22 protein-coding genes and 3 pseudogenes are annotated in these 26,074 nt (G+C 63.4%); 10 read left to right on the forward strand and 15 right to left on the reverse strand.

Annotated elements, in window-relative coordinates; all coding sequences use genetic code 11:
* Positions 1 to 41 precede the first annotated feature (41 nt).
* Positions 42 to 950 carry a DMT family transporter gene (locus AC56QX_RS27980; RefSeq protein WP_497111697.1) on the forward strand — a complete coding sequence of 303 codons (909 nt, stop codon included), beginning with the start codon at positions 42 to 44 and terminating at the stop codon, positions 948 to 950.
* Between the two features lie 170 nt (positions 951 to 1,120).
* Here AC56QX_RS27980 and AC56QX_RS27985 read toward each other — a convergent pair whose 3' ends face one another.
* Positions 1,121 to 1,984 (reverse strand): LysR substrate-binding domain-containing protein, encoded by an 864-nt coding sequence (locus tag AC56QX_RS27985; protein ID WP_497111698.1) that lies wholly within the window; start codon positions 1,982 to 1,984, stop codon positions 1,121 to 1,123.
* A gap of 114 nt (positions 1,985 to 2,098) precedes the next feature.
* Here AC56QX_RS27985 and AC56QX_RS27990 point away from each other — a divergent pair, with 114 nt between their 5' ends.
* Positions 2,099 to 2,506, forward strand: coding sequence for a tautomerase family protein (locus tag AC56QX_RS27990; protein ID WP_497111700.1), 408 nt, complete (start codon positions 2,099 to 2,101; stop codon positions 2,504 to 2,506).
* Between the two features lie 136 nt (positions 2,507 to 2,642).
* Entirely contained in the window at positions 2,643 to 4,865 is a 2,223-nt protein-coding gene (locus AC56QX_RS27995; RefSeq protein WP_497111701.1) for an AMP-binding protein, read from the forward strand.
* A gap of 27 nt (positions 4,866 to 4,892) precedes the next feature.
* On the opposite strand, the gene AC56QX_RS28000 is transcribed toward AC56QX_RS27995, so the two are convergent.
* Together AC56QX_RS28000 and AC56QX_RS28005 are read right to left on the reverse strand one after the other, a co-directional pair.
* Positions 4,893 to 5,711 carry a CDP-alcohol phosphatidyltransferase family protein gene (locus AC56QX_RS28000; protein WP_497111702.1) on the reverse strand — a complete coding sequence of 273 codons (819 nt, stop codon included), beginning with the start codon at positions 5,709 to 5,711 and terminating at the stop codon, positions 4,893 to 4,895.
* A 20-nt stretch (positions 5,712 to 5,731) separates the two neighbouring features.
* Positions 5,732 to 6,413, reverse strand: a pseudogene (locus tag AC56QX_RS28005) (phosphatidylserine decarboxylase); the annotation flags it as partial.
* Positions 6,414 to 6,683: 270 nt separating this feature from the next.
* Here AC56QX_RS28005 and AC56QX_RS28010 point away from each other — a divergent pair.
* Positions 6,684 to 7,349, forward strand: coding sequence for a lysozyme inhibitor LprI family protein (locus AC56QX_RS28010; RefSeq protein WP_497111704.1), 666 nt, complete (start codon positions 6,684 to 6,686; stop codon positions 7,347 to 7,349).
* A 113-nt stretch (positions 7,350 to 7,462) separates the two neighbouring features.
* Here AC56QX_RS28010 and AC56QX_RS28015 read toward each other — a convergent pair whose 3' ends face one another.
* From AC56QX_RS28015 to AC56QX_RS28030, 4 genes and pseudogenes are all read right to left on the reverse strand, one after another.
* The gene (locus AC56QX_RS28015; protein WP_497111706.1) at positions 7,463 to 7,810 is read right to left on the reverse strand and encodes an antibiotic biosynthesis monooxygenase; all 348 of its coding nucleotides are present in this window, start codon (positions 7,808 to 7,810) and stop codon (positions 7,463 to 7,465) included.
* Between the two features lie 87 nt (positions 7,811 to 7,897).
* Positions 7,898 to 9,781 carry an ABCB family ABC transporter ATP-binding protein/permease gene (locus AC56QX_RS28020; RefSeq protein WP_497111707.1) on the reverse strand — a complete coding sequence of 628 codons (1,884 nt, stop codon included), beginning with the start codon at positions 9,779 to 9,781 and terminating at the stop codon, positions 7,898 to 7,900.
* A 24-nt stretch (positions 9,782 to 9,805) separates the two neighbouring features.
* Positions 9,806 to 10,154, reverse strand: a pseudogene (locus AC56QX_RS28025) (ArsR/SmtB family transcription factor).
* Between the two features lie 67 nt (positions 10,155 to 10,221).
* Positions 10,222 to 11,154, reverse strand: a complete 933-nt coding sequence (locus AC56QX_RS28030; RefSeq protein WP_497111709.1) for a LysR family transcriptional regulator — start codon at positions 11,152 to 11,154, stop codon at positions 10,222 to 10,224.
* Between the two features lie 93 nt (positions 11,155 to 11,247).
* On the opposite strand from AC56QX_RS28030, the gene AC56QX_RS28035 reads away from it, so the two are divergent.
* Positions 11,248 to 12,045, forward strand: a complete 798-nt coding sequence (locus tag AC56QX_RS28035; protein WP_497111711.1) for an NAD(P)H-dependent oxidoreductase — start codon at positions 11,248 to 11,250, stop codon at positions 12,043 to 12,045.
* Positions 12,046 to 12,058: 13 nt separating this feature from the next.
* Here AC56QX_RS28035 and AC56QX_RS28040 read toward each other — a convergent pair.
* A pseudogene (locus AC56QX_RS28040) lies at positions 12,059 to 13,706 on the reverse strand (LysM peptidoglycan-binding domain-containing protein).
* A 143-nt stretch (positions 13,707 to 13,849) separates the two neighbouring features.
* Between AC56QX_RS28040 and AC56QX_RS28045 the strand changes: the two are divergent.
* Positions 13,850 to 14,461 carry an LOG family protein gene (locus AC56QX_RS28045; RefSeq protein ID WP_497111712.1) on the forward strand — a complete coding sequence of 204 codons (612 nt, stop codon included), beginning with the start codon at positions 13,850 to 13,852 and terminating at the stop codon, positions 14,459 to 14,461.
* Positions 14,462 to 14,492: 31 nt separating this feature from the next.
* Here the strand turns inward: AC56QX_RS28045 and AC56QX_RS28050 are convergent, their stop codons facing one another.
* A complete protein-coding gene (locus AC56QX_RS28050; protein ID WP_497111713.1) occupies positions 14,493 to 15,383 on the reverse strand; it encodes a LysR substrate-binding domain-containing protein in 891 nt (296 codons plus the stop codon).
* A 100-nt stretch (positions 15,384 to 15,483) separates the two neighbouring features.
* Between AC56QX_RS28050 and AC56QX_RS28055 the strand changes: the two genes are divergently transcribed.
* The 4 genes from AC56QX_RS28055 to AC56QX_RS28070 all read left to right on the forward strand — a co-directional run bounded on the left by AC56QX_RS28055 (position 15,484) and on the right by AC56QX_RS28070 (position 20,947).
* Positions 15,484 to 15,774: a muconolactone Delta-isomerase family protein gene (locus tag AC56QX_RS28055; protein ID WP_497111715.1), complete on the forward strand. Its 291-nt coding sequence runs from the start codon at positions 15,484 to 15,486 to the stop codon at positions 15,772 to 15,774.
* A gap of 146 nt (positions 15,775 to 15,920) precedes the next feature.
* Positions 15,921 to 16,997 (forward strand): glycosyltransferase, encoded by a 1,077-nt coding sequence (locus AC56QX_RS28060; RefSeq protein ID WP_497111716.1) that lies wholly within the window; start codon positions 15,921 to 15,923, stop codon positions 16,995 to 16,997.
* Positions 16,973 to 19,795, forward strand: a complete 2,823-nt coding sequence (locus tag AC56QX_RS28065; RefSeq protein ID WP_497111717.1) for a class I SAM-dependent methyltransferase — start codon at positions 16,973 to 16,975, stop codon at positions 19,793 to 19,795. The genes AC56QX_RS28060 and AC56QX_RS28065 overlap by 25 nt, the downstream gene beginning before the upstream one ends.
* A 153-nt stretch (positions 19,796 to 19,948) precedes the next feature.
* Positions 19,949 to 20,947 (forward strand): transporter, encoded by a 999-nt coding sequence (locus AC56QX_RS28070; protein ID WP_497111719.1) that lies wholly within the window; start codon positions 19,949 to 19,951, stop codon positions 20,945 to 20,947.
* Here the strand turns inward: AC56QX_RS28070 and rarD are convergent.
* The 6 genes from rarD to AC56QX_RS28100 all read right to left on the reverse strand — a co-directional run bounded on the left by rarD (position 20,922) and on the right by AC56QX_RS28100 (position 26,074).
* A complete protein-coding gene (gene rarD, locus AC56QX_RS28075) occupies positions 20,922 to 21,857 on the reverse strand; it encodes an EamA family transporter RarD (protein WP_497111721.1) in 936 nt (311 codons plus the stop codon). The two genes, AC56QX_RS28070 and rarD, sit on opposite strands and share 26 nt — an antisense overlap.
* Before the next feature lie 136 nt (positions 21,858 to 21,993).
* Positions 21,994 to 22,533: a hypothetical protein gene (locus AC56QX_RS28080; protein WP_497111723.1), complete on the reverse strand. Its 540-nt coding sequence runs from the start codon at positions 22,531 to 22,533 to the stop codon at positions 21,994 to 21,996.
* Positions 22,534 to 22,537: 4 nt separating this feature from the next.
* Complete coding sequence (gene cimA, locus AC56QX_RS28085; protein ID WP_497111724.1) at positions 22,538 to 24,160, reverse strand: citramalate synthase; 1,623 nt, start codon at positions 24,158 to 24,160, stop codon at positions 22,538 to 22,540.
* A complete protein-coding gene (gene pip / locus AC56QX_RS28090; protein WP_497111725.1) occupies positions 24,157 to 25,113 on the reverse strand; it encodes a prolyl aminopeptidase in 957 nt (318 codons plus the stop codon). The genes cimA and pip overlap by 4 nt, the downstream gene beginning before the upstream one ends.
* Positions 25,110 to 25,586: a GFA family protein gene (locus tag AC56QX_RS28095; protein ID WP_497111726.1), complete on the reverse strand. Its 477-nt coding sequence runs from the start codon at positions 25,584 to 25,586 to the stop codon at positions 25,110 to 25,112. Before AC56QX_RS28095 ends, pip begins: the two co-directional genes overlap by 4 nt.
* Positions 25,583 to 26,074 (reverse strand): GFA family protein, encoded by a 492-nt coding sequence (locus AC56QX_RS28100; protein WP_497111727.1) that lies wholly within the window; start codon positions 26,072 to 26,074, stop codon positions 25,583 to 25,585. Before AC56QX_RS28100 ends, AC56QX_RS28095 begins: the two co-directional genes overlap by 4 nt.

A 26,074-nucleotide genomic window follows, 5' to 3' on the forward strand; every position in this document is an offset into this window, starting at 1 on the left:
TGACACTACGATGTCAGGACTGGACGGCGTAGGCTGTCGGCATGACTGATGTGACAGCCACCACCGACACCGTCGCCGAGCGCACGCTGGGCATCATTCTCGTGTCATGCTCGGCAGCCGTCTTTGCCTTGACCGGCGTGCTGACAAAATCGATCCATGCCGATCCGCTGACCATCATCTGCTGGCGCGGTTTTGTCGGTTCGATCCTGATCAGCCTCTATGTGTTATCGCGGCGACGCCGCTCCGGCGGACTCGGGAGCCTGCGATTGGGCTGGCGCGGCTGGCTGCTGGCGGTGGAAGGGGCGCTGGCCAGCATCGCCTTCATCTCGGCGTTCAAATTCACCTTCGTTGCCAACGTCACCGTTATCTATGCAACCGCACCATTCCTCACCGCTCTGCTGGCCTGGGTTCTGACGCGTGAACCCTTCCGCATGCAGACGATGATCGCCGCAGCCGTGTCGCTCTGCGGCGTGGCCATCATGGTCTGGTCCAGCTTCGGCACCGGCAATCTGTTCGGCGACGGACTAGCGCTGCTGATGACCATCGGCAGCGCTCTCTACATGATCATGGTGCGGGCCTTTCGCGACACACCCGTGGTCTGGGCTGGCGCGGTATCGGCCTTCCTGTTGTTCGTGCTCGGCTGGTTCGTCACCGATCCGCTGGCGGTTTCGCCAAGGGATGCTGCTCTGCTCGTCACCTTTGGCGCGTCCTTCGCGCTGTCGTCGATCCTGTGGACGGAAGGCGCACGGCTCATCCCGGCCGCCGAATCCGGACTACTCGGCTCGGCTGAAGTGCCGTTCGCAATCTTGTTTGCCTTCCTGTTTCTGGGCGAGATTGCGCCAGAAGCAAGCCTCGTTGGCGGCGCCATTGTGCTCTGCGCGGTGTTCGCCCATGCCGGCCGCGACTGGCTGGCGACCCGCTCGCAGCAGGCGGCGTCAAATATTTCTTAAAAAAGTGACACAGTCATGGAACCATCATCCGGGTCAGGCATTATTGGTGCGACGGGCCACCCCCCAAGTCCCCCCAAACCCCTCGGCCCGTCCTACTCCCAAGCCGACCGCGAGGTCGGCTTTTTCTTTGGCAATAGGCCCGACCGCAAAGTCGGCTTTTTCTTTGTCGCTCAGCCCAAACCGGTCGCCAAGGCCAGGTTGCCGCTGAGCAGTGCCGCCAGATCGCCCGCGGAAGCATCGGCACCGGTGCGCAGCCGGATCGCGAACTCAGCCGTGGGAACCGGCGGCAGGCCAAGCTCGCGCGGCGCTTCGACAATGCCGGAATGGGCAAAGCGCGGGGTTCGCAGGGTCAGCGCAACGCCGGCGTTCACGGCCGTGCGCAGGCCGGCCAGGCTGGCACTGCCGGCGGCGATGCGATAGCGGCGGCCGGTGGCATCGAGCGCTGCGAGTGCGGCCTCGCGAAACCCGCAATAGGGATCGAGCAGCGCCAGCGGCAGTTCTGCCTGCCGAGAAGCCAGCCCCTTCTGCGAACACAGCCAGATCATCGGCTCGCGCAGGACGCCGACCTCGTCCGGCGCCGCGGTCTGGCGCATGACGATCGCCAGATCGAGGCTGCCGGCCTGCAGCGCCTGCGCCAGTTCCGCGGAGCGGCCGACCCGCAATTCGATCCTGACGCGCGGATGGCTGCTGGCGAAGGCACGCAGCAAGTCCGGCAGGCCGCTGTCGGCGAAATCCTGCGTCGTACCGATGGCGACACGCCCGGCAGCCCGCGCGCCCTTCAGCGCCAGCCACGCCTCGCGGTGCACGGCAAGAATGCGCCCGGCGTGGCCAACGAGATCCTCCCCGGCCGGCGTCAGGCCACGACCCCGGCCCTGCGGCGCCAGCAGCGGCTCGCCGACGATCTCCTCCAGCCGCTGCATCTGGGCAGTCACCGCCGAAGGCGAACGGCCGACACTCGAGGCCGCCTGCGCCAGCGAGCCGCTGTCGACGAAAGCGAGGAAGGTTATGAGTAGATCCGGATCGAGCGTTTCCATAATTCGATATTATCGAATCTTCAGTTGAAAACAATTCGATTTTTTTGACTCTCAGATAATGACATTCTCTCTCCACCGGCGATCAGACGCCGCTAGAAACCCCAGGAGAAGAAAATGCCCATCATTAACATCAGCGTCACAGGCAAGCCGGACGCCGCTTGGTCCGCCAGGATTGCCAAGGAAATCACCGAGATCACCGCCACGCAGTTGCGCAAGGATCCGACGATCACCGCCGTTGCCGTATCCTATATCGATCCGCAGCACTGGTTCGCCGGCGGCAAGTCGCTGGCCGAGCATGGCACCAACACGTTCTGGCTGGATATCAAGGTGGTCGACGGCACCAACACCAAGCTTGAGCTGGAAGCCTATCTCAAGGCACTCTTCGATGCCTTCGGCCGCCTGCTGGGCGGTGTGCACGAGGAAAGCTATGCCTTCGTTCATGAGGTGCCGGCGGCCGCCTATGGCTATGGCGGCAAGACGCAGGAGTTCCGATTCATCAGCGGGCGGCTGCAGGCGGCATGAGGGCTTCGTTCCTTCTCTCTCCAACGGGAGAGGAACACCGCCTCTTCCCACATTGACCTTCCTCCGACTTCCGCTACCCTCTGCCTCCGAAGCGGCCGCAGAGCCGTGATGACAAAAACGTTGGGAGAGACGCGGCATGATCCTGACACTGGCGCTGCTTGCGGGTCTCGTTGTGGCCTGGCTGCTGATCGGCGTGGTCGAGAAATTCCGCCTCGGCCTGCGTCTCACCCAGGCGCTGCTCTATGTGCCGTTCAAGCTCGCCTACCGGATCAGCGACAACCGCATCGGGATCGCCCGCAAGGCGCAGGCTCCTGTCATCTACGTCATCTCGCACCAGTCGCGCTTCGAACCGGCGCTGATGCTGTCGCTGCTGCCGGATGACACGCTGCATATCCTCGACGAGGTGTCGGCGCGCTCGCCCTGGCTCGAACCCTGGCGCGAGCTTGGCCGCAGCATTGCCTTCAATGCCGAACATCTCTTCGTCAGCCGCCGGCTGGTGCGCGTGCTGAAGGGCAAGGGCCGGCTCGCCGTCTATCTGCCGGATGCGGTCGAACCCGACATCAAGACGTTCCGCCTGTTTCGCGCCGTCACCCGCATCGCCATGCAGGCCGACGCCCGCATCGTGCCGATCTTCATTGCCGGCGCGCGCAGCCTGCCTGTGTCGTTGACGACGGCAGACAAGGCGCCGCGGCACTGGTTTCCACAGTTGTCCGTCAGCGTGCTGGAACCGATGACCGTCGCCGAACTGGTGGCGCGGAATCCGGACCAGGCGTCGAACACCAATGCGCTGTTCGACCGCATCGCCGAAGTACGACTTTTCGGCACCAACCTCGATCGCGGCCTGTTCCTGGCCATGCGCGATGCCGCAGCCAGAGTTGGCGCCTCGCATCGGATCATCGAGGACGTCATCTCGGGTGCGCTGAGCTACCGCAAGATGTTCATCGGTGCGCGCGTGCTGGGCAGGCGCTTCGAAGCGGTGACGGCGCCGGGCGAAGCGGTGGGGATAATGCTACCCAACGCCAATGGTGTCGTGCTGTCGCTCGTCGGCCTGCTGTCGGCGGGACGGGTGGCGGCGATGATCAATTATACGGCCGGGCCAGCGAGCGTCACGGCCGCCGTGCGGACGGCCGTCATCCGCACCGTCATTTCTTCCCGCGCCTTCGTCGAGAAGGCCGATCTCGCCGATATCGTCGCGGCGGTCGAAAAGGGCGGCGCCAGGCTGCTGTGGCTGGAAGATATTCGCACCAGCGTCACCCCGCTGGACAAGCTTGCCGCCGCCTTGCTATGGCGCTGGCCGCTGCAGCGGCAGGATGCGGCCAAGCCGGGCGTGATCCTGTTCACCTCGGGTTCGGAAGGCACGCCGAAAGCGGTGGTTTTGTCGCAAAAGAACCTGCTCGCCAACGCCATGCAGGCCGAGGCGCGCATCACCATCTCGCCGGCCGATATCCTGCTTAACGTGCTGCCGGTGTTCCACTCCTTCGGCCTGACGGGCGGCACCATCCTGCCGCTGGTCACCGGGGTGAAACTGTTCCTCTACCCCTCGCCGCTGCACTACAAGATCATCCCCGAGATCGCGCGCAAGGTGAAACCGACCATCATGTTCGGCACCGACACCTTCCTCGCCAACTATGCGCGCACCGCCAAGGATGGCGATTTCTCCAGCCTGCGCTTCGTCGTTGCCGGCGCCGAGGCGGTGAAGCCGGAAACCCGCCGCGTCTATCGCGAGCGCTTCCAGGCCGAGATCATCGAAGGTTTTGGGCTGACCGAGGCCGCACCCGTGGTTGCTGTCAACACCGCCATCCACGGCCGCGACGGCACCGTCGGCCGGCTGTTGCCGGCGATGCGCATGAAGCTGGAGCCGGTCGAGGGCATCTCGGATGCCGGACAGCTGTGGCTCGATGGCCCCAATTTGATGATGGGTTACATGACCGCGGACCGTCCCGGAGAGCTGCAGCCGCTGACTGGTTGGCACGACACCGGCGACATCGTCGCCGTCGACCGCGAAGGCTTCATCAGCATTCGCGGCCGCGCCAAGCGCTTTGCCAAGATCGCCGGCGAGATGGTGTCGCTCGGCGCAGTCGAGATGCTGGTGCAGTCGCTGTGGCCGGAAGAGCGCCACGCGGCGGTGGCGGTGCCCGACAAGAGGCGCGGCGAGCGCATCGTGCTGGTCACCACCGCCGACGATGCCAACCCCGAAGAGCTGCGTCAGTTCGGCAAAAAAGCCGGAGCCGCCGAATTGATGGTGCCCAACGACATCGTCAAGGTGGAGGAAATCCCGGTGCTTGGTTCCGGCAAGACCGACTATGTCTCGACCAGGAAGCTGGCGATCGACAGGCTAGGGCTCGGCGTCGCGGCCTGAGTCAGATCAACGACTTCGGTTAACTCTCTAACCTATGTCCGAAGGCGGCACCTTCTCGCCCTCGAGCTTGGCACGCTTGGAGTAGGCGCGCACCGAGAACGGCAGGAAGATCAGGTAGCCCGCGACCGAGGCCGTCAGCGTGTACCAGGGATAGGTCATCAGCAGGAGGACGTAGAGCACCACGGCCAGGATGACCGGCAGCACCCTGTCGCCAGGGATCTTGATGCTCTTGCCGGAATAGACCGGCAGCCGGCTGACCAGAAGGAAGGCGACCAGGATGGTGAAACCGGTGGCGACGAAGGCGGCCGGGCGGCTGGGCTCCAGCCCGAGCCGCAGGAAAAACAGATAGAGCGGCAGCATGACCAGCACGGCGCCCGCCGGCGCCGGCACGCCGACAAAATATTCCGACTGCCACAGCGGACGCTCGGCCTTCTCGTCGTCGAGCACGTTGAAGCGGGCAAGCCTGAGCCCGCAGGCGATGGCGAACAGAAGCGCTGCTATCCAACCCGGCGAGCCGGCGCGGTCGAGCAGGAAGGCATACAGTACCAAGGCCGGCGCGACCCCGAAATTGACGATGTCGGCCAGCGAATCCATCTGCGCGCCGAATTTCGAAGTCGCCTTCAGCATGCGTGCGAGCCGACCGTCGATCCCGTCGAGAAAGGCGGCCAGCAGTACCATCACCACCGCCGTCTCAAAGCGGTCCTCGAAGGCAAAACGGATGCCGGACAGGCCGGCGCAGATGGCAAGCACAGTAACCAGATTGGGCAGCACCATGCGCATCGGGATCTCGCGGATGCGCGGACCGCCGCTGGCATGGGCCTCGAACTTTTTGTATTGCGTGCCCACCGCTCAGGAAATCCGTACGAGGGGGTGCCGGCGACGCCGCCGAATTCGGCCAGTACCGTTTCACCGCCGACCGCCGTCTGGCCGACGGCGACACGCGGCGTGGCGGTCAAAGGCAGGAACACGTCGACGCGCGAGCCGAAACGGATGAGGCCGAAGCGCTCGCCGGTGCCGATCGAAGCGCCGGCCTCGGCCCAGCAAACGATGCGGCGCGCCACCAGGCCGGCGATCTGGACGGCGGCGACCGTGCCATTGGGGCTCTCGATGACCAGTGCCGTTGCGCTCATTCTCGGTGCTGGCCTTGTCGAGTTCGGCATTGAGGAATTTTCCCGGCCGATGTTCGATCTTGGCGATGCGGCCGCGCACGGGCGAGCGGTTCACATGGCAGGAAAAGACATTCATGAACACCGAGATGCGGGTCATTTCGACATTGCCGAGGCCGAGCTCACGCGGCGGCACAGCCGGACCGACCGCCGAGATGATGCCATCGGCGGGGCTCACCACCAAGCTGTCGTCGACCGGCGTCACGCGCTCGGGATCGCGGAAGAAATAGACGCACCAGGCGGTCAGGATGAGGCCGACCCAGAATAGGATCGAGGAGAAATAGCCAAGGAAAAGCGTTGCCGCGCCAAAGGCCGCGATGAAGGGGTAGCCTTCGCGATGGATCGGTACGAACGCGTTCTTGACCGTATCGACAAGGCTCATCGGGTATGAACGGCTCCGTTTCAGGTGGGGCCTCAATAGCCGAAAGCCCCCTTCGCCGCAACGCAACAATCGGCCACGCGGGCGAACGGGCAAGGGTCGGCCGTGTCCGGACAGAAGGACGCTCCGCGTTTCGTGAAGTCGCGACCGGCTTGCGTGCCCATGCCGTTGGAGCCAGAATTCCGACCAGGGCGGGAAACAGACCTGATGAAAAACCGGAAATTCGCGGTCTGCGTACTCCTTCCAGCGCTGGTGTTGGCCATGGTATCCGCAATGTCTGGCCAAGCGCGGGCACAGATCAGGCCATCCTTCGACTGCGCCAAGGCGGCCAGCGTGGCGGAAAAGGCCATCTGCGCCGACCCTGCTTTGGCGCAAGCCGACGCCGACGTGGCGAAGAACTACGCGGCATTGCTGAAGACGCTCGACGCCCGAGCCGGCAAGGCCTTGCGGGACGACCAAAGCGATTTCATCGCATATCGCGACCAGATCGCCGGCTTCAACGGGAACACGCTCAAGGATCAGCAAACTTTCGACCTCGGCGAATTCCTGCGCGACCGCGCGACCTTCCTCGCCGGCATCCACAAGCCGGCGGACGGCGGATTCATCGGCACATGGAGCAGCGTGCGCGGCGTGGTCGAGGTCAAGGCCGCGGGCGCGGGCAAGCTCGAGATTTCGGAAGATGTGGTCGCCAACCCTGTCACCGGCGGCGGAGAGTGCGACATCGGTGGCACGGTCGAGGCCGGCAAGAGTTTGCGGCTGGTCGACACCGATGACAATGACAAGCCGACCGGCTTTGTCTTCACCTTCCGCCGCAATGGCGACGCGCTCGTCGTCGAACAGAGCGGCACCGGCAAGGACGGCACTCCCGAGCCGCCATCGTGCGGTTACAATGGCCATGTCGACGGGACGTTCTTCGTGAGCGAAGAACAGAAAAACTAGCCGGCACATGGCGTCGGCTGGTCGGGCTAAGCGCGTCGCATCGACGCGCTTAGCCTCCATTGTTTATGCATGTCGTCGTCCCAAAACCGCTACACAATTTTGGGCGACATGCATTAGAGCCCGGGAACCCGCTGATAGTTGGCGATGTCGGCGCGGACACCAAGTCGGGCGAGCGTTTCCTGCGGGTTGAAGGCAACCCTTTCCTGCGCCGCCTTGACGATCGGCACGACCTTGTCGACGGCCGCCTGGCTTTCCCATTCGACGATCGTCACCAGGTTGAATTCGCCCGGCCCGGACAATTGCTCGAGCAGGAAATCCTGCACGAAGCCCTGCTGCTGGCGCAGCAATTCATGCGTCGTCCTGACCTTGACAAGGATCTCCTCGCGGGCGGCAGCCGGGACGACGAACTTGTCCACCCTGAACACGCTGCCACCGTTAACACTCTGATTTGTATCGTTCATTTCAATTGTTCCGTTCCTGGATAATGGTGTTTTCGGGCTCCAGGAACGGCGTACAATCTCAACTTAAGTTGAGGTCAAGCGCAAAAATCAATTTACCTCCGACGTCCGCCGGCGAACGATGACGCCGAGTTCGTCGCCCTCGCGAGCGAGGCGCAGGCGCTCTTCAGCCTCGGTCGCCTCGCGCTGGCGGTCCCACATCGAGGCGTAGAGGCCGTGCTTTCGCATCAGCTCGACATGGGTGCCGCGCTCGGCGATCTGGCCGTCCTTGAGCACGATGATCTCGTCGGCGGAAATCACCGTCGACAGACGGTGGGCAATGACAATGGTGGTGCGGCCCTTGCTGACGAGATCGAGCGCGGCCTGGATCTCCTGCTCGGTGTGGCTGTCCAGTGCCGAGGTGGCTTCGTCGAGCATCAGAATCGGCGGCGCCTTTAGGATAGTGCGGGCAATCGCCACGCGCTGTTTTTCGCCACCCGAGAGTTTCAGCCCGCGCTCGCCGACCATCGACTTGTAGCCGTCGGGCAGCTTGTCGATGAACGGTCCGATCTGGGCGAGTTCGGCAGCCTTGCGTACCTCTTCTTCGCTGGCGCCGACGCGGCCATAGCGGATGTTGTAGGCGATGCTGTCGTTGAACAGCACCGTGTCCTGCGGCACCATGCCGAGCACCGCGCGCAGACTGTCCTGGGTGACGTCCCTGACGTCCTGGCCGTCGATCAGCACCTGCCCGGCCTGCACGTCGTAGAAACGGAACAGCAGCCGCGAGATGGTCGACTTGCCGGCACCCGACGGGCCGACAATGGCGACCGTCTTGCCGGCCGGCACCTCGAACGAGACGCCTTTCAGGATCTTGCGGTTCGGGTCATAGGAAAAATGCACGTCGCGGAACTCGACCTTGCCGGCGCCGACGACCAGGGATTTCGCATCAGGTTTGTCGACAATCTCCTGCGGCACGTCGAGCAGGTCGAACATGTGTTCGATGTCGGTCAACCCTTGCCGGATTTCGCGGTAGATGAAGCCGATGAAGTTGAGCGGCACCGAAAGCTGCACCAGCATCGCATTGATGAAGACGAAGTCGCCGACCGTCTGCGTGTGGGCCTGGACCTCCAGCGCCGACATGCACATGACGACGACAGTGCCGAGGCCGAAGATGATGCCCTGGCCGAAGTTCAGCCAGCCGAGCGAGGTCCAGGTCTTGGTGGCGGCGATCTCGTAGCGCGCCATCGAGCGGTCGAAGCGCTCGGCTTCCATGGCCTCGTTGGTGAAATATTTGACCGTCTCGAAATTGAGCAGCGAGTCGATCGCCTTGGTGTTGGCGTCGGTGTCACTGTCGTTCATGTCGCGGCGGATCGAGATGCGCCAGTCGCTCGCCTTGACCGTGAACCAGACATATAGGCAGACGGTGGCCGCCACCACGGCCACATATTTCCAGCCATAGGTGAAACCGAATATGCCGGCCGTCAGCGCGAATTCGAGAATGGTCGGCGCCGTGTTCAGCATGATGAAACGCACGATCGTTTCGATGCCCTTGGTGCCGCGCTCGATGATGCGCGACAGACCGCCGGTGCGACGCTCCAGGTGGAAGCGCAGCGACAACTGGTGCATGTGGACGAAGGTGCGGAAGGCAAGCTGGCGCACCGCATGCTGGCCAACGCGGGCAAACAGCGCATCGCGCAACTGGTTGAAGCCAAGCTGGACGAGCCTCAGCACGTTGTAGGCAATAACCAGCATCACCGGGGCAAGCATGAAAGAAGGCAGCGGCGGTGGTACTTTGGAGCCGCCCGCCAGCGCATCAGTTGCCCATTTGAAGAAATAGGGACCGGCGACCAGTGTCAGCTTGGCGACGACCAGCAGCAGCGTCGCCCAGGTCACGCGTGCCCGGAGGTCGGCGCGATCGGCCGGCCACATATAGGGCCACAAATTGCGCAAAGTCGCGAAGGTTGAGGTGTCGGCGGAGACGGTTTTTTCGACCACTTTTCTTGCCTTTGGGTGAGAGGGTCAGCGGCCGGAGCAGCAGGAAATGACGAGCGCGTTCAGCGATGCCGACAGGTTGGCGAGCGCCGCATGATCGACCGCGTAGCGAGAACGCTGGCGGTCGGGCTCGAAGCGGACCAGACCGGCCTCGACCAATATTTTCAGATGCTGCGAGACCGTCGACTGCGCCAGATCGAAACGGTCGACGACTTCGCGGCAGCAGCATGAATTGCTGGCCGAGAGGTGCTTCAGTATCTCAATCCGTGCCGGATGCGACAACGCTGCGAGATCGCGCCGCGACAGCGCGGCTGTCGGAGATGCAGTTGGGTAGAGCGCTGGTAGCGGGGTCTGGGTCAAGGGCGGATTCTGTCATCGTTCATCGGCGATAGACGATGGACGGCACCGCCGCAAGCTACTCTTCCGGGCAGATCGGACGGTGGCTAGCGCTCCGGTATGGATTTCTCGATCCCTGGAATAGCGGCAATCTGTTCAGCCAGAAACTCGACCAGCAAGCGCACCCTGGCGACGCCCGCGCGCTCCGGGACAATCAACATGTTCAGCGGGACGGACGTCAGCGAATAATCCGCCAGGATCGTCTCGAGCAAGCCCGCCGCCAGAAGATCGTCCACAAGCCATCGATGCGCCGGCGCGATCCCTCGAGCGGCAACCATGGCCTGCCGCGCGGCAAGCCCATGATCGATACGCAGTCGCCCCGCGAAAGGCACCGTGTGGCGTTCGCCGCCGGCGCCCTGCAAAACAAGCGTTTCGCTGCCCGCCACGTTCGACATCCGGATGCCCTCATGCCGGGACAGATCCGAAGGGACAGCTGGTCTTCCCCGCGCCGCCAGATAATCCGGAGACGCCACGAGCAGACGCCGCGACTGGCCGAGAGCCCGCAGCTTCAACGAGCTGTCGGTGAGCGGTCCCAGGCGAAGCGCGATATCGACACCCTCGCGGACGAGATCCACCCGCTCATCCGTGAGGCTGAGATCAACCCCAATGTCAGGATGACGGTCCTGAAAAGCGAAGATCAGCCGGCTGACGTGCAAGACACCGAAAGCCGCCGTACAGCTTATCCGGATGGTGCCGGCGGGCGCGCCACGCGTGCCTCGGGCCTCATCGCTGGCCTTTTCGACAAGGCGCAGGATCTGAACGCTGTTGGCATAATAGCGGCTGCCTTCGGCGGTCATCATCACACGCCTGGTCGTCCTGCTGAGCAAAGGCACGCCGACCGCTTCTTCGAGCTCCCGCACGTGCCGCGTGATTGTTGACTGCCCTACCCCAAATTCGCGCGCGACGGCCGACAGGCTGCCACGCTCGGCCACGCGAACGAAGGTGCGCATACGCTCGAATGTAATGTCCGATTTATCCATTATTCGGCACAATATTATGCATTACCTGCATATAGTGGATCATTCCGCCATTGGCTACCTTCCGGTCAGTTTCCTCAACATTGGATCTGACCCATGAAAGTTCTGCTTGTCTTCGCTCACCCTGAAACACGCTCGCTGAGCGGCGCCCTTCGTGACGTCGCCGTCAAGGAACTCGAGGCTCAAGGGCATGAGGTGCGCGTATCGGACCTGTACGCCGATGGCTGGAAATCCGAAGTCGATCGCGCCGACTTCCCATCATCGGACCCCGATGCGCGATTCATCCCGGTCGCGGCTTCCAAGAAGGGCTTCGAGGCCAACATGCTAACCGGGGATGTAAAGGCCGAGATCGAAAAGCTCCTGTGGGCCGATACCTTGATCCTGCAGTTCCCGCTCTGGTGGTTTGCCATGCCGGCGATCCTCAAGGGCTGGGTCGACCGCGTGTTCGCCTATGGATTCGCCTATGGCGTTGGTGAGCATAGCGATCGGCGCTGGGGCGATCGCTATGGTGAGGGGACCCTTGTCGGGAAACGCGCAATGCTGATCGTGACCGCTGGAGGCTGGGAGGAGCACTACACGCCGCGCGGGATCAACGGACCTATGGACGACCTGCTGTTCCCGATCAATCACGGGATCCTCTATTACCCTGGATACGACGTGCTTCCGCCGTTCGTGGTCTACAAGGTCGATCGTCTTGAAGAGGCCGGCTTCGAGCCCATGGCCGAACGCCTGCGTGACAGGATGCGGACACTGGCGACGACGCCGCCCATCCCATACCGTCGGCAAAATGGCGGAGATTATCTCATCCCGAGCATGAATCTCCGCCCTGAGCTGGGTGATCCCGGTGCAACCGGTTTCACGCTTCACTCCAACCAAGCAGGCGATGCCGGCTGATCGAGGTGGGCTTCTACTCCGTCTTGGTCGGCGCCGTCGTCGCCTGCTCGCCCATCGCCTTGAGGTCGGCGGCTTCGCCTTCCTTGGATTTTTCCGGGACCTTGAACACCTGTCCTGGCCAGATGCGATTGGGATCCCTGATCTGGTCCTGGTTGGCCAGGTAGATGGTGGAATAGCGCACGCCATGGCCATAGACGCGCCGCGAAATCCGCCACAGCGTGTCGTTGCGGCGGATGATGACGGCGCCGTCGGCATGTTCGAGCTTGGGCGATACGACCTCCGGCACGTCGGTTGGCGGCGTGGCCGCAGCGACGACGGCCGGAGCCTCGGTGGCGGGTGCAGCGGGAGCCGGAGCGGGCTCCGCGGGTGCGGCGGCAACAGCCGGTGCCGCAGCGGCCGGCACGGCAGGAGCTGGCGCTGGCTCGGCAGGAGCAGCCGCGACAACGGCTGGTGCCGCAGGAGCCGGAGTGGCGGGTGCCTCGGCAGCGGCAGGTGCGGCCGGCTTGGCATCCGCCGGCTTGACCTCCGCAGGCGCCACAGCGGCAACCGCCTCGCCCGGCTCGCGCTCGAACGGCACGGCGGCGCGGGCCACCACCTTCACACCGTCGGCGTCGAGGCCGTCGACATGGATGGTGTAGCTGCCGACCGGAATGTCGCGCGTCGCCTCGACGAGGAAATGACCGTCCGGCGACGTCTGCGCGTCTCCGAGCAGGATGTCGTTGGCATAGGCGCGCACCTTGCGGCCCGGATCGGCGAGGCCGGCGACAAAGATCTTGTTGCCGTCGATCTCGACCGCCTCAACGACGATCTTGGGTTCGGCCACGGCTGCGGCGGGCGGTGTTGCCGGCGCGGCGGGAGCTGGTGCAGCCTCGACGACGGCTGGCGCCGGTGCCGGTACGGCTGGCGCCGGAGCAGCAGTTGCGGGTACTTCGGCGGCCGGAGCTGGCGCCGGTGCAGCCGGAGCGGCAGCACTGGTCACCGGTGGCAGGTGCCGCCGGTTTGGTCTCGGGTGCCGGAACGGTCAGCAGTTCGGCCGGCTTGCCCGGCTCCTCGACCATGGCCAGCACCTGGCCGGCGGCATCCTTGGGAATCGAAACGACAGCTGTCTGCGCCGAAGCGGTCACGACCGTGCCGACTGTCGAACGCAGGGCAATCGTATAGTCACCCGGCTTCAGCGGATCGTCGAGCACGATGACGAAGGCACCATCGGGACCGGCCACGGTCGAACCGAGCACGGTCGTGCCGTTGAGGATCTCGACCTTTGAATTGGGCGCTGCATTGCCGGCAATGACGATCGAACCATTGCTCTCGACGCGCACGACATCGAAGGTCGGCGCGATCGGGCCGGCCGCTGCTGGCGCCGCGGGAGCCGCCCCATCGGTTGCAGGCGCTGTCGGGGGCGTGGTTTCCGTCGCAGGCGCGGCCGGAGCGGTCGCCTGCGGCGCTGCGGCGGGAGCGGCCGGCACTGCCGGCGCCGGCAGTCGCCCTTCCGTGCCGGGATCAGCCGGTTTCGGCGCCTCGGGAGGCGTCAAGGCCGCCACCTGCGCCGGCGGCGCTGGATGAAGATACGGGTCGAGTGCGCCCGATACATAGGCGGTTCCCGCGGCCGCGACGGTCCCACCCGCCGCAAACAGGAACGCCTTCAATGGATTAATTGCCATATTTCCCTACCCCTTAGCCACCTAATGCCGGTCTAGCGTGTTTTCCCAGTGCCGACAAGAAAAACGGGCCGACAAGAAAAAGCCCGAACTTGTCAAGCCTTGGGGCTTGACCACGCTTTCAGACCCAATCACCAATCATCCGTATGAACACGATTCGATCCGTCTGCGTCTATTGCGGCTCGTCGCCGGGCCGCGTTGAAATCTATGCGAAGGCCGGACACCTGCTTGGCCGTTCAATTGCCAAAGCGGGCCTGCGGCTGGTCTATGGCGGCGGCACCAAAGGCATTATGGGCGCCGTCGCCGAAGGCGCGCTCAAGGCCGGCGGCAAGGTGACGGGCATCATTCCCCGCTTCCTGATCAACAAGGAAGCAACCGAAACCGCGCTCGACCGGCTCGACGAACTGCTGATCACCGACAATATGCACGAGCGCAAACACAAGATGTTCGAGAAATCCGACGCCTTTGTGGCGCTGCCGGGCGGCATCGGTACAGTCGAGGAGATCGTCGAGGTCATGACCTGGGGGCAACTCGGTCATCACCGCAAGCCGATCGTCTTCGGCAATGTCAACGGATTCTGGGATCCGATGCTGTCATTGCTTGATCACATGGCGGCAGAAGGCTTCATCCACACAGCGCAACGGGTCAAGCCGCTGGTCGTCAACGATCCCGAGGCCATCGTCGCCGCCATCATGGTGGCAGGCTCCTCCGTCGACGCGCCAACCGAGGGCATGCAGTCGGTCATAGACAAAATGTAGGGAATAGGCAGTGGGGAATAGGGCTTGCCTACTACTGCCTACTGCCTACTGCCTTCCGCAAATCCCCAATCACCGCTCGCCGATCTTGCCGCCGCCAGGCCAGGTGAATCGAAACCGTGCGTTCGAACCAAGGCAGGTCGCGGAACACGATCCGCGGCGGTGCGGCGGCACCCAGGCTGGATTGCACTGTCGCCAGGCCCAGGCCGGCACTGACCAGGCCGAGCGAGGTCAGCGGATCGGCTGTTTCATAGGCGATCTCGGGCAGAAAGCCGGCCTTGGCGCAAGCGGCGAGGAATTGGCTGCGATTGGTGTCGTCAGGTTGGCGCACGACGGTGATCCAGGTGCGGCCATCGAGATGATGCGGCCTGATGTCCGACAACTGGACAAGCGGGTCCTCTTCGGGGATCGCCAGCACCAACGGCTCTCGCCGCACCAGCATGCTGTCGATGTCCGGATCGTCGGCCAGGGCCGGAGCGTAGACGAAGCCGAGGTCGAGTACGCGCTGCCGCAGATCGTCGAACTGCGCCGCCGTGCGCAGGCTCCTGAGCTGGAGATGGAAATCGGGCCGCTCGCGGCGGAATTGCCTGAGCATGTCGGCGACCAGCCCGGCATGCACCGCGCCCTCGACATAGCCGATGGCGAGACGGCCGACCGCGCCGCTGGCGAGGTTGCGGCCGAACTCCTCAACGCGTCGTGCATTGGCAAGCAGCGCGCGGGCTTCAGAAAGGAAGGCGCGGCCCTCGGCATTGAGATGAACCCGCTGCTTTGCCCGTTCGAACAGAGCGACGCCCAGTTGCTCTTCGAGCTGCATGATCTGCCGGCTGAGCGGCGATTGCGAGATGTGCAGGATTTCAGCGGCGCGGCCGACATTGCCGGTCTCGGCGACAGTGACGAAGTATCTGATCTGGCGCAGGTCGAACAATTTTTCTCTGTCCTCATAGGTCTCAACTTTAGCCTAATCAGTCTTGGACAGTCTGACCAGTCAAAGCGAAACTCGGCCATCCCAACCAAAGGAGACCGATATGCAGTTCTTTGCCCTTCTCACCCGCAACACCGCAAAGTTCGGCGACGCCGACTTTGCGCCGCTCCTGCCCGGCGAGGCCGAGCAGCGGCGAACGCTCTACGCCGAGGGCGCGGCGCGCCAGATCTGGAACCGTGGCGACATTCCCGGCAGCGGCATGATGTTCGAGGCATCAGACGACGCCGAAGTGCGCGGCCATCTCGCCACTCTGCCATTGATCAAGGCCGGCATGATGGACATCGCCGCGATCGTGCCGCTCAACCCCTACCCCGGGTTTGGGCCGAAGCGCTGAACCGCATCAGACGGAGCGGTCGGCGGCGCTCACCGCCGGCCGCCGCTCGAGCGGCAAGGTAGAAGCGCCACCGACGCTCCGGCGATTTCCATTTGCGGCGAACCTCCCGGTTGGCTATCGGGGAGATGGACAAGGGGGATTGAACGGTGTTGGACAGGACAGACGGCGATGCGGATCGCGTTCCACGCGCCTCCGTCGTCATGACCGTCTATACGGACCAGCGCTTTCTCGATGCCGCGGTGAACAGCATCCTGACCCAGGAGTTCGACGATCTCGAACTCATCATTGTCGATGACGGCACGAGCCAGGACGCAGTCTTCCAGGAGCTGGCGCGTCGCGATCCGCGCATCCGGCTGATCACCAACCCGACCAATCTCGGCACCGCAGCCGCCGCCAATCGCGGCATCGAGGCGGCCCGAGGGGAGATCATCCTGCGCCTCGACGCTGACGATATCGCCGAGCCTGCGCATGTCGGACGACTGGTCGCGGCCCTGGACGAGGATCGCGAACTTGGCCTTGTCGGACATGCGGTAACGCTGATCGACGAAGCCGACCGCGTCGTCGGGGCGCAGCTTATGCCCGAGACGGATCTGGAGATCCGCTGGACGATCCTGTTCCACAATCCCTTCTACCATTCGACGATCGCCTACCGCCGCGGCTGCTTCGAGGCCGCCGGGCGCTACAGGATCGATGAACTGGTCTCGCAGGACCATTATCTGTGGTTCGACATGCTGCCTTTGTGCCGGGCGCGAAATCTTGCCGAACCGCTGACGCGCTACCGGCTGAACGCACTCGGGCTGACCGCGACAAACGCAACGAATGCCCGCAATCGCACGCATCCGATCCGCCATGCATCATGGGCGCGCCTCGGCCTGACCTATGACCTTTATAACGACGCTTTCGCCCAGGACCTCACCCAGTTCATCCGCGGGCAGGTGATTGCCGTCGACCGACGCGCCGCCGCCTACAGCAAGTTGCTTGGCGTGCTCAAGGCCTTTCTCGCAGCGTCACGGCCCTTCCGGCGCACGGAGGATGCGGTTGCGGCAAGGCAGCTGGTGCATGGCATCGTCGCGCGCATGCTCGCCAGCCCGCCGCCGGGTCTCACAGAGATGCTGCGCGTCTGCTATCTGTGCTGGCCGCTCGACTGGCGCTCCGTAACCAGTGCGGTGACAAAGCGGCTGGCGATTGGGCTCAAGCCGTGGTTGCCCAAAACAGGCAGCTGACTGAATCGGTGCCGGACCAGTTGACGAGGAACAGCATTCTGGAAACTGAAGGTGCCGTCTCTGCCTTAAAGAGTGAGAATATGAACCCTGATTATTCTGCGTGGTTTGCAGGCAAGAGCCTTTCGACCGACTGGACCTCGCGCTTCTTTCCCCTCTGGGCCACACTGTTCCAGTCACGCCGCGATGAGGCTCTCGATGTCCTGGAGATCGGCTCCTGGGAGGGCCGGTCGGCGATCTTCTTTCTCAATTATTTCGGCAAATGCCGGCTGACATGCATCGATACATTCGGCGGCAGTCCCGAACACACCCTGCGCCACAAATGGAGCGACCAGCTTGCGCATGTCGAGCAACGCTTCGACAGCAACCTGGCCGCGTTCGGCGAACGGGTCGAGAAGATCAAAAGTCCCTCGTCCCAGGCACTGGCCCGCCTTATCACCGACGAGCGGTGTTTCGACCTCGTCTATGTCGACGGCAGCCATCACAGCGCCGACGTCCAGTCCGATGCCGTGTTCTCCTGGCCGATGGTGCGGGACGGCGGGATCGTCATTTTCGACGATTACGAATGGACTTTCTTTGCCAACGAGGTCGCTCGTCCAAAACTCGGGATCGACAGTTTCCTGTCGGTGCAATCAGGCCAATACCGCGAACTGTACCGAGGAGAACAAGTCATCATCCAGAAGATCGGCGTCGCCAGGAACGAGCGGCCGGCAATTTCTTCTCGGCAGCCTCCTGCCCCTCGGGAAGAACCCGTCGACAAACCCAGAGCCGACGGATCCGAGAACGACGTCGAGTTTGTGCTGATCGCCGAGGCGGGCATTCTCGAAGCACAGGCCCTGCTGCTGTGCGAAAGCATCAGGTGTTTCGCCGGCTCTTATTCGCGATCCCCGATAATTGCGGTCTCGCCGCGAAGCAGCCGTCGCCCGTCCGCGTCGACGATAGCCCGGTTCGAGCAACTGGGAGTGGACTATCTGCCGATCGAGATCGACAGCCGCAGCCCGCAATATGGCCCCTCATACCGAGTCCATTCGCTTGCTCATGTCGAAAGACGGACCGGGCCGCCGGTCATCATCATGCTTGATAGCGACGCGATATTCGTCGCCGAGCCAGACTTTTCGTTGGGCACATGCTCCGCCGCTGCTCGCCCGGTGGACAGCAAGGGGATGTGCACGACAGGCCCTGGCGACCCATTCGACGCTTACTGGCGACAGCTGTGCGTCCTTGCCGGTGTCGACTACGAGCACCTGCCGATCGTGCGCACGAGCGTCGACGGCCTGGCTGTGCGCGCCAGCTACAATGGCGGGCTCATCGCCGCAAAAAGGGCGAGCGGCCTGTTTCAGCGCACCGAAGATATTTTCCGGAAGCTGGTGGCCGCCAATATGAAACCATGGGCCGGCGCCGAGCCAACCTATGGCACCGGGACCGGCATCCTGCAGGGGGAGGCCACGGCCTTCTGGGGCACGAGCCAGGCTGCTTTCTCACTGGCGGCCACCGCCGGCAACCATTCGGTGCGGCTTTTGCCGGCAACGCATAATTTTCCGCTTCACAACTTCAACCCGGCCACGGCGCCCGACCCGGCCCGGCTGGTCCATATCCACTATCATGGACTGTTCAACGAGGGGGCAGTTGCCGCGAACCCGATACTGGACGGAACGTTGGCGTTGCCTGCGGGAATACGCGAATGGCTCGAGGCCCGGCTGCCATTGCGCGAGACCCCTGCGCAGGCCGCGCAGATGCCGAACCGCGCGCGCCACTCTCGCAGAAAAGCGATCCTCGTGCTTGGGATGCACCGCAGCGGGACCTCGATGCTTGCCGGCACCATCGCCGCATTGGGATCGGCCGGCCCCAAAAGACCGTTGCGCGCCGACGGCAACAATCCCAGGGGATACTGGGAAAGCACCCCGCTCAATTTCGCCAACGACGAGTTACTCGCAGCGGCAGCCTCCTCGTGGCATGACTGGCGGCCGCTCAATCCGCAATGGCTGCAATCGCTGGCGGCAGAGCGTCACCGCCACAAGATCAAGGCGATCCTGGCAAGCGAGTACGGCGATGAACCGCTGTTTTTCGTCAAGGATCCCCGGATCTGCCGGTTCGTTCCGTTCATGTCGTCGATCCTTGCCGAAATGGAGGTCGAGTCGGTGGCCTTGCTTCCGCTCCGCAACCCCCTCGAGGTCGCTTACTCGCTGGAGAGGCGGGATCGATTGCCGCTGGCAAAATCCGTTTTGCTCTGGCTGAGGCACGTGCTCGATGCGGAATTTCATTCACGGCACATGCCACGTCATTTCATGCGTCACGAACAGTTGCTGATCGACTGGCGACATCATACGAACCGCGCGGCGGAGAAGACCGGGATCGTCTGGCCGGCCCGCTCCGATCAGGCGGAGGCCGAAATAGGACGTTTCCTGACAGCGGACCTGCACCGTGAACGGGCAACAGTCGGGGACTTGCAGAGCCATCCGGATGTGACACCGCTGATACGCACCGCCTACGACATTCTATGTGCCATGGCGGACGACGGCGACAGCCAGAAATTGCGCGACGAGCTGGATCTTGTGCGGGCGAAATTCGATGAAAGTTGCGCTGTCGTGGGCGCCGCGGCAGCGGCCGAGGCAGACAATTTGCGCGAAGAGCGCGACGCAATCAACCGCGCCTATCATGAGCTCGGCCTCGAACGGAACGCATTGGTGCAGGATCGAGAGAATCTCGTTGCCGAACGCGCCGCACGGCTCGCGTCGCCCAACTGGCGACGATTGACAGCCCCGTTGCGGTGGATACGAAGTCCGTCCAAACGTCGAAAATGACGGCAATTGGCGGATCGAGGCCTCTCCCTGATCGACACGCTGTGACGCGCTGTCAAGAAACCGTCACACGAAACCGGGTTCGCGCGTGCTAGAAACTGCAGAGGTGCCGTTGCGCGGCGCCACCTTTCGAAACCTGCATCTGGCACTGCGCCCATGGATATCGCCCTCGCCCCGGAAGGCACCGACCTGTCGCCTTACCTGCCCGACGAGCACGGGCTGTTCTTCATCTATCATTTCACCGCTGAAGGCGTGCGCACCAGGGAGCCCGCGCAGGCGCGATGGAGCTGGCGCAGCTACCAGATCACCGATCTGCACGCCCGCCAGGAAATCGCCGCCGAGAAGGCTCTGCCGGCCGCGGCGCGCGATGCTTTCCTCGCGCCCAGCCATGGCTGCCACATCGACTACGAGGATGACTGGCTGTTTGGCGACCTGCCGGACCTCAGGCACGATTTTTCAGAGGCGCGCGGGCTCGTCCATTTCCGCTTCGCCTTCAACGACACGATGCTGATCGGCGCCCGCAAGCAGCCTCTGGAGTCGGCCGACGCGGTTCGCAAGGCGGTAGAGAATGGATCGCGGAAATTCCGCACGCCGGCGGAACTGATCGAGGCGGTCATGGGCCAGTCGCTCGACGGCATGTCGCGCGAGCTCGGCAAACTCGGCGACACGCTCGACGGCATCGAGGACCGCGTCGTGCGCGATGCATGGCACAATGAACGCCAGTCGCTGGTCGAGGCGCGCCGGCAGCTGGTGGTGATCCACCGGCAGATGGCGACGCTCACCAACCTGTTTCGCCATCTCGATCATTCGCATCGCGACGAGCTACCCGACCTGATCAACGACATGGCGGCCCGGCTCTCGCACCGGGCACTCACCCTCTACAATGACGGCGAGCAGTTGCAGGCGCGCACGAGGTTGTTGCAGGACGAGCTGATGGCGAAACTGACGATGCAGTCGAACCAGCTTCTTTATGTTCTCTCCGTCATGACGGCAGTGCTGCTGCCGATGACCATCATCTCGGGCCTGTTCGGCATGAATGTCGGCGGGCTGCCGCTGGTCGATACACCAGCGGGCTTCTGGGTGGTGACGGCTGTGTCGGTGGTTATCGCTTTGGCCACCTACCTGTTCGTCAGGCGGCTCGGCCGCGGGTTGTAGCGGCGGCCCGGCGGGCGGTAACCAGCATCGACCAGGAATAGATCGCCAAGGCTGCCCAGATCAGGGCAAAGGCGATGGCCTGTGCCGTGCCGAACGGTTCGTCGAAGATCAGAACGGCGATCAGGAACACCATGGTCGGCGCGATATACTGCATGATGCCGATGGTGGAGAGCCGCAGCAGCTTGGCGCCGAAGGCGAACAACAGCAATGGTATCGACGTGACCGGACCGCAGCCTATCAGCAGGGCAGTGTCGGTGCCGTTGCTGGACACGATGTGGTCCTGTCCTGTCGTGATCAGGTAGATGATGTAGCCGAGAGCCGGCACGGACAGCAAAAGCACTTCGAGCAGAAAACCCTGGCTCGGGCCGATCGGCAGCGTCTTGCGGAAGAAGCCATAGGCGGCGAAAGAGAAAGCCAGCGCCAACGATACCCAAGGCAGCTTGCCGCCCTCGATCGTCAGCAGCGTGACGGCGACCGCCGCCAGCGCGACAGCAGCGATCTGCAACCGGTCGAGCTTTTCGCCCAGCAGCACCGCACCGACCACGACCACCACCAGCGGGTTGATGTAATAGCCGAGTGCGGTCTCGACGGTGCGGTCGACGGCGATCGCCCAGACATAGATGCCCCAGTTGACCGAGATCAGCGCTGCCGTCAGCGCCGCCATGGCGATGGTGCGGGGTGAGCGAATTGCCGCCTTGAAATCCGCCGTGCGGCCGGCCCAGACCAGAACCGCCGCGGCGATCGGCACCGACCAGACAATGCGGTGTGCGATCACCTCGGCAAGCGGCAGATGCGCCACCGCCTTCATGTAGAAAGGCAGCAATCCCCACAAGAGATAGGCACCCAGCGCCAGCAAGAAGCCGCGACGGGCTTTTGAATCTGCATCCAGGGCAATTGCTTCAGCGACCATGGGCCAACGCTATGGCCCAGTAATCTTGGCAAGACCATCGCAAAGTTGTGATGGATCAATGGACTTTCGCTGATGGTTCAAGCGGCTGCCTTCGAAGAACTGCATCCCCGAGAGCTATGGCAACGAACTTGTCAGCTCATTTCTGGACCGGCTTCTCGACAAGCTCAAAGAAAAGCCGGTCGGGCGCGCCCTCATCATGCCTGAAGCCCGTCAACTCCTTTGCAAGATCGAGAGGAATGTCGAAAACGAAGTCGACTCCTGAGCGTTCGGCATCTTCTTCATCCTGTTTTGACAAGGCCTCCTGCCTTACGCCTTCAAAGGATGTCGGAAGGTCGCCTGTGGCATGAAGGTCCCTGACGTTTTTGTCGCCGGTATGCGATACTCTCCAGATGTTCTTTCCGCTGCTCCAGAATTCGGCGCGAGCGAACATAGTATGTTCTTCTATGTGCACGACGACCATTTCCCTGCCCTGCGAGAACGCCGACAGATAGCTGTCGGGAGGATTGGGAAAGCTGCAGTAGCCCAGGATGATAATCGCCCAATTCTTTTCGCTGCGATAAGCGTTGACCGGGGCATCGAAGTCTTCCGACGAACCACCGACTTCCCTGCCGAACAAGGCTGCTGCTTCCTTGACACCGTAACCGCGGAAGCCAAACCAGCTTATCGAGAAGCCCACGCGCCTACTCCGCCGCCACCAGGCCAGCCATTTCGCGGTTCTTCATCAGCTTGTAGATGATCGAATCCATCAGTGCCTGGAACGACGCGTCGATGATGTTTTCGGAAACCCCGACCGTCCACCAGCGGGCGCCGGTGCCGTCATGCGATTCGATCAGGACGCGGGTGATGGCCTCGGTGCCGCCATTGAGGATACGCACCTTGAAGTCGGCGAGTTCGAGATCGGCGATCTCGTTCTGGTACTTGCCGAGATCCTTGCGCAACGCGATGTCGAGCGCGTTGACCGGGCCATGGCCTTCCGCCACCGACATCTTCTCCTCGCCCTCGACCAGCACTTTGACAACGGCTTCCGACACCGTCTTCAGCTGGCCATTGGCATCGAAGCGGCGTTCGATCATGCAGCGGAACGAAGTGACGTGGAAAAACTCCGGCAGGCCGTGCAGCATCTTGCGCGCCAAAAGCTCAAAGGAGGCATCGGCACCCTCATAGGCATAGCCCTCGGCCTCGCGTTCCTTGACGACCGCGATCAGCGCATCCAGCCGGTGATCGTCCCTGGGCACCTCGATGCCGCGCCGTTTCAACTCGGCAAGAAAATTGGCCTTGCCGCCCTGGTCGGAGACCATGACCCGGCGGCGGTTGCCGACCGTTTCCGGCGGCACATGCTCATAGGTCGCCGGCTCCTTAGCCAGGGCAGAGGCATGGATGCCGGCCTTGGTGGCGAAAGCCGAGGCGCCGACATAGGGCGCCTGCGCCTCCGGTGCACGGTTCAAGAGTTCGTCGAAAGCACGCGACAGACGTGAAATTCCGGTCAGCGCCTCGGCCGAAATGCCGGTCTCGAAGCGATCAGCGAAGGCCGGCTTCAGCGCCAGCGTCGGCACGATCGAGATCAGATTGGCGTTACCGCAGCGCTCGCCGATGCCGTTCAGCGTGCCCTGGATCTGGCGCACACCGGCCTCGACCGCGGCCAGTGAATTGGCGACCGCCTGGCCGGTGTCGTCATGGGCGTGGACGCCGAGATGATCGCCCGGTATCCCGGAGACGATGACCCTCTCGACGATGGCGCGCACTTCCGAAGGCTGCGTGCCGCCATTGGTGTCGCACAACACCACCCAGCGTGCGCCGGCGTTGTATGCCGTCCTTGCGCAGGCCAGCGCATAGTCGGGATTGGCCTTGAAGCCGTCGAAGAAATGCTCGCAGTCGACCATCGCTTCCTTGCCCGAAGCGACGGCCGCTTCGACCGAGGCCTTGATCGAGTCGAGGTTCTCCTCGTTGGTGCAACCGAGTGCGACGCGGACATGGTAGTCCCAGCTCTTGGCGACGAAGCAGATGGCGTCCGATTTCGACTGCACAAGCGCCGCAAGGCCAGGATCATTCGAGGCGGAGACCCCTGCCCGCTTGGTCATGCCGAAGGCAACGAATTTGGCGCGTACCGTGCGCTTCTGCTGAAAGAAGGCTGTGTCGGTCGGATTGGCGCCGGGATAACCGCCCTCGACATAATCCATGCCGAATTCGTCGAGCAATTTTGCAATCGCGATCTTGTCCTCGACGGAAAAGTCGATGCCCGGCGTCTGCTGGCCATCGCGCAATGTGGTGTCGAAGAGACAGAGGCGCTCGCGGGCCATGGTCATTTGCCTGCAAATTTGTCCGTCGCGCGGATCAGCCGGTCAAGGATGCCGGGCTCCGAATAGGCATGGCCGGCGCCTTCGATCAGATGGAAGTCGGCCTTCGGCCAAGCCTTGTGTAGTGCCCAGGCATAGCGTGCCGGGCACGGCATGTCATAGCGGCCGTGGACGATGGTGCCGGGGATGTCGCTGACCTTGTGCGCATCGCGCAGAAGCTGCCCCTCCTCCAGCCAGCCGGCATGGACGAAATAGTGGTTCTCGATGCGGGCGAAGGCGACAGCATAGTCATCCTGTCCAAACGGCCCGCTGGTTTCAGGCTCCGGCAGCAGCGTGATCGTCTCGCCCTCCCACAGGCTCCAGGCGCGGGCAGCCTCGATTTGTGCCGTGCGGTCGGACCCGACCAGCCGCTTGCGGTAGGCCGCCATCATGTCGCCGCGCTCGGCCTGCGGGATCGGCGCCAGGAAACGCTCCCACTTGTCGGGAAACATTTCGGAGACGCCGAACTGATAGTACCATTCGAGCTCGGCGCGGGTCAGCGTGTAGATGCCGCGCACCACCAGCTCGCTGACGCGATCGGGATGCGTCTCGGCATAGGCGAGCGCCAGCGTCGAGCCCCAGGAGCCGCCGAACACCAGCCATGTGTCGAAACCGGCCATCTCGCGCAGGCGTTCTATGTCGGCGACGAGATGCCAGGTGGTGTTGGCCTCCAGCGAGGCATTCGGCGTCGATTTTCCGCAACCGCGCTGATCGAACAGGATGACGTCGTAGAGCTTTGGATCGAACAGCCGGCGGTGTTTTGGCGAGATCGTGCCGCCCGGCCCGCCATGCAGGAACACGGCCGGCTTAGCGCCCTTGGTGCCGGAACGCTCCCAATAGACCATGTGACCATCGCCGACATCGAGCATGCCTGAGTCGAACGGCTCGAGCTCGGGATAGAGGGCACGCAATTGACTGCTCATAGCTGCAAACCTTTGGTCGGCCAGTCCGCCGTTTCGTGGTCGGGATGCTGGAAGGAGATGATCTGCTCCTGCCTTGTGTAGAAGTCAGGATCCTGATGGACGGGCTGGTCGAAGATCGTCTCCACCCAAGGCAGCCGCGCGGCGTAGTTGACCTGGATCTGCGGCGCCAGATCGGAGCGATCGTCGAAGGCGCCGATGGCGATCTCGAGCCCGCCGGGCTGGCGGTAGGTCAGCGGTGTACCACAGCGGGCGCAAAAGCCGCGATCGATGTTGACCGACGACTGGAAATAGCTCGGTTCCTCATGGGTCCATTCGACACCGTCCCTGGGCACGGTCACCAGCGCGCCGAAGAACGAGCCGAACTGTTTCTGGCACATGCGGCAATGGCAGATGGACGGGCGCCCGAGCGCCCCCTTGATGCGGAAGCGCACGGCTCCGCACTGGCAGCCGCCGGTTCGGACAGTCTCGGTCATGGTCTTTCCTCCGGCGGCCATTGGTCGGTGTCGTGGTCGGGGTGCTGGTAGGAGACAAGCTCGGCGAGATAGGGAGCCGACCCCATATCCGCCATCGTATCCTCGCCCGGCAATTGCGGAATAGTGTCGACGTAAGGCAGTTTTGCTTCGGTGCCCCACTGGATGGTCGGTGCGATATCGGCCGGATCGTCGAAGGCGGCTATCGCCAGCGCCATGCCGTCGGGCGCCTCGAAGGTCAGCGGCGTGCCGCATTCGGCGCAGAAGCCGCGCCAGGCGGCATTGGAGGAACGGAAACGCTTGGGCTCACCGCGTGTCCAGTCGACCTTGGCGCCGCGCACCGAGACCAGCGGCAGGTAGAAATTGCCGCTCGCCTTCTGGCACATGCGGCAATGGCAGACCGACGCGTCACCAAGCGTGCCCTCGACGCGGAAGCGCACCGCGCCGCACTGGCAGCCGCCTGAGTAGACCGGCCGGTTGTCGAGGCTCAT

The organism is Mesorhizobium sp. RCAM 06353 (genome assembly GCF_059683585.1).

Coding starts and splice junctions, on each gene's coding strand:
- AC56QX_RS27980 (WP_497111697.1), top strand. CDS start 42: ATGACTGATGTGACAGCCACCACCGACACCGTCGCCGAGCGCACGCTG.
- AC56QX_RS27985 (WP_497111698.1), bottom strand. CDS start 1,984: ATGGAAACGCTCGATCCGGATCTACTCATAACCTTCCTCGCTTTCGTC.
- AC56QX_RS27990 (WP_497111700.1), top strand. CDS start 2,099: ATGCCCATCATTAACATCAGCGTCACAGGCAAGCCGGACGCCGCTTGG.
- AC56QX_RS27995 (WP_497111701.1), top strand. CDS start 2,643: ATGATCCTGACACTGGCGCTGCTTGCGGGTCTCGTTGTGGCCTGGCTG.
- AC56QX_RS28010 (WP_497111704.1), top strand. CDS start 6,684: ATGTCTGGCCAAGCGCGGGCACAGATCAGGCCATCCTTCGACTGCGCC.
- AC56QX_RS28015 (WP_497111706.1), bottom strand. CDS start 7,810: ATGAACGATACAAATCAGAGTGTTAACGGTGGCAGCGTGTTCAGGGTG.
- AC56QX_RS28030 (WP_497111709.1), bottom strand. CDS start 11,154: ATGGATAAATCGGACATTACATTCGAGCGTATGCGCACCTTCGTTCGC.
- AC56QX_RS28035 (WP_497111711.1), top strand. CDS start 11,248: ATGAAAGTTCTGCTTGTCTTCGCTCACCCTGAAACACGCTCGCTGAGC.
- AC56QX_RS28045 (WP_497111712.1), top strand. CDS start 13,850: ATGAACACGATTCGATCCGTCTGCGTCTATTGCGGCTCGTCGCCGGGC.
- AC56QX_RS28055 (WP_497111715.1), top strand. CDS start 15,484: ATGCAGTTCTTTGCCCTTCTCACCCGCAACACCGCAAAGTTCGGCGAC.
- AC56QX_RS28070 (WP_497111719.1), top strand. CDS start 19,949: ATGGATATCGCCCTCGCCCCGGAAGGCACCGACCTGTCGCCTTACCTG.
- rarD (WP_497111721.1), bottom strand. CDS start 21,857: ATGGTCGCTGAAGCAATTGCCCTGGATGCAGATTCAAAAGCCCGTCGC.
- cimA (WP_497111724.1), bottom strand. CDS start 24,160: ATGACCATGGCCCGCGAGCGCCTCTGTCTCTTCGACACCACATTGCGC.
- pip (WP_497111725.1), bottom strand. CDS start 25,113: ATGAGCAGTCAATTGCGTGCCCTCTATCCCGAGCTCGAGCCGTTCGAC.
- AC56QX_RS28095 (WP_497111726.1), bottom strand. CDS start 25,586: ATGACCGAGACTGTCCGAACCGGCGGCTGCCAGTGCGGAGCCGTGCGC.
- AC56QX_RS28100 (WP_497111727.1), bottom strand. CDS start 26,074: ATGAGCCTCGACAACCGGCCGGTCTACTCAGGCGGCTGCCAGTGCGGC.